Source organism: Aeromonas sp. ZOR0001 (assembly GCF_000801015.1).
In the GTDB taxonomy this organism is placed as follows: domain Bacteria; phylum Pseudomonadota; class Gammaproteobacteria; order Enterobacterales; family Aeromonadaceae; genus Aeromonas; species Aeromonas veronii.
On sequence record NZ_JRJY01000165.1, the window covers coordinates 10402 to 12890 of the forward strand.

General features: G+C 63.6%; 4 protein-coding genes. All 4 read left to right on the forward strand.

What is annotated here, in order from left to right; translation table 11 throughout:
* The coding region (locus tag L972_RS22075) for an alkaline phosphatase family protein (protein ID WP_047440519.1) at positions 1-404 on the forward strand (404 nt) is incomplete at its 5' end.
* Positions 404-1303, forward strand: a complete 900-nt coding sequence (locus L972_RS19735; RefSeq protein ID WP_047440512.1) for an ABC transporter permease — start codon at positions 404-406, stop codon at positions 1301-1303. The genes L972_RS22075 and L972_RS19735, both read left to right, overlap by 1 nt.
* Complete coding sequence (locus L972_RS19740; RefSeq protein WP_005355251.1) at positions 1296-2072, forward strand: ABC transporter permease; 777 nt, start codon at positions 1296-1298, stop codon at positions 2070-2072. The genes L972_RS19735 and L972_RS19740 overlap by 8 nt, the downstream gene beginning before the upstream one ends.
* Before the next feature lie 6 nt (positions 2073-2078).
* A partial coding sequence (locus L972_RS19745) for an ABC transporter ATP-binding protein (protein WP_047440514.1) occupies positions 2079-2489 on the forward strand: 411 nt, incomplete at its 3' end.

Here is a 2489-nt window from a genome sequence, read left to right on the forward strand (position 1 = left end):
TGCGCAGCCAGTACGATCCCGATTTTCTGCTGATCCACCCGATGGGGGTGGACGATGCGGGCCACAAGTTTGGCCTCGATTCCCGCCAGTACCGCAATCAGGCGCGCCGGATGGACAGCCTGCTGGCCGATCTGCTGCCCCAGTGGCTGGCGGAGGGGTATCAGGTGGTGATCACCTCGGATCACGGCATGAACAACGACCTGAGCCACGGCGGCACCCTGCCCGAAGAGCGCACCGTGCCGCTCTGGCTGTTTGGCGATGCCTTTATCGAACGCTGGCCGGATGGGGTAGTGATCGCCCAGACCCAGCTCTGCGCCCTGATGGCCGATCTGCTGGGCATCCCCCACGACAAGCCGGCAGCGCCACCGCTGCTCAAGGCGGCCTTTATGCGCGAGGTGCACTGATGATGCCTGCCACCACCGAGATCCTCGCGGATCGACCCGTGGCAACCAAGCTCCGGGTGCGCCGCCACTGGCTGCCCGCGCTGGTGCTGCTGCCGTTTATCCTCTTGATGCTCCTGTTCCAGCTCGCTCCCATGGTGTGGGTGCTGGTGGGCAGTTTCCAGACCCCCGATGGCTGGGGCCTCGACTACTATCGGGAGATTTTGAGCTCCCCCTTCTACCTGCAATCGTTCGGCAACTCATTGCGCATCGCCGGTATCGCCAGTCTGGCGGGGCTGGCTATCGGTACCCTCGGGGCAGCCGCGCTGCGCCACAGCAGCGAGCGGGTCAAACGGCTGCTGCTGGCCTTTGTCACCATGACCGGCAACTTCAGCGGGGTGCCGCTGGCATTCGCCTTTATCATCATTCTCGGCATCAATGGTGCGGTGACCCTGCTGCTGAAATCATGGGGATTGATCGACGGCTTCAACCTCTACTCGGGTAGCGGCCTTATCCTCATCTACACCTACTTCCAGATCCCGCTCGCCCTGCTGCTGCTCTACCCGGCGTTTGATGCGCTGCAGGATGAGTGGCCGCAAGCGGCCGCGCTGCTCGGCGCGAGCAAGGGACAATATGTGTGGCATGTGGCGCTGCCGGTGCTGACGCCTGCGCTGCTCGGCACCCTGATCATCCTGTTTGCCAACGCGGTGGGGGCTTATGCCTCCGCCTACGCCCTCACCACCGGCAACTTCAATCTGGTGACCATCCGGGTGGCCAGTCTGGTCTCCGGCGATATCTTCCTCGAGCCCAATATGGCGGCGGCGCTGGCGGTGATCCTGATGGTGCTGCTGGGGGTGGTGACGGCCGCCAACCAGTGGCTGCTGAAAAAGAGCTATGTGAACAAGGGGCAATCCCATGCATGATTTGACGCCGCGCTGGCCCAAGTGGGTGCTGGGTGGGCTGGTCGCCACCCTGCTGCTGCCGCTGCTGGCCACGTTTCTCTACTCCATCTCCACCCGCTGGGGGGCGACCCTGCTGCCGGATGGCTTCACCCTCGACTGGTATCTCAAGCTGTGGGGCGACCCGCGCTTTCTGGCGGCGTTTGGCCGCAGCCTCCTGGTCTGCTTCGCCACCCTGCTGCTGGGGACCCTGGTGCTGGTACCCACCGTGCTGGTGGTGGCCTACTACTTCCCAAAGCTGGATCCCTGGATGAACCTGCTGATCCTGCTCCCTTTCGCGGTGCCACCTGTGGTCTCGTCAGTGGGGTTGCTGCAGATCTACGCCGATGGTGTCCTGCCGATTATCGGCACGCCGTGGATCCTGATCGGCACCTGGTTCACCGTGGTACTCCCCTTTATGTATCGGGCGCTGGCCAACAGCCTGCAAGGGGTACCGCTCAGAGATTTGATGGATGCCGCCCATCTGCTGGGGGCCAGTAGTCGGCGCGCCTTCCTGCTGGTGGTGATCCCCTGCCTGCGCAAGGGCCTGCTGGCGGCGCTGTTTCTCTCCCTTTCCTTCCTGCTCGGCGAGTTCGTGTTTGCCAACATGCTGGTGGGCACCCGCTACGAGACCCTGCAGGTCTACCTCTACAACATGCGCGCCACTTCTGGCCACTTCACCAGTGCGCTGGTGATGAGCTACTTCCTGCTGACCCTGCTGCTCACCTGGGCGGCCAACAGATTTCATCGGTGATCCAAGATGTTTCATTTAGAAGTCAATCAGTTGCACAAATCCTACGGCGATACGCCGGTGTTCGAGGGGATCGAATTCGGCATTCGCAAGGGGGAGCTGGTGACCCTGCTCGGCCCCTCCGGCTGCGGCAAGTCCACCTTGCTGAGGGCGCTGGCCGGGCTCACTCCGGTGGATGGCGGTCAGGTGCGGGTGGCCGGTGAGGAGATCACCTGGCAGGCGCCCCAGAAGCGGGGTATCGGCATGGTGTTCCAGAGTTATGCGCTGTTCCCCAACATGACGGTGTGGGACAACGTTGCCTTCGGCCTCAAGATGAAACCCCAGCCGGGACGGGATCTCGCCGCCAGCGTGCAGGAGGCGCTGGCGCTGGTGGAGCTGACCGGCTTCGAGCGCCGCTATCCGGCCGAGCTCTCCGGCGGT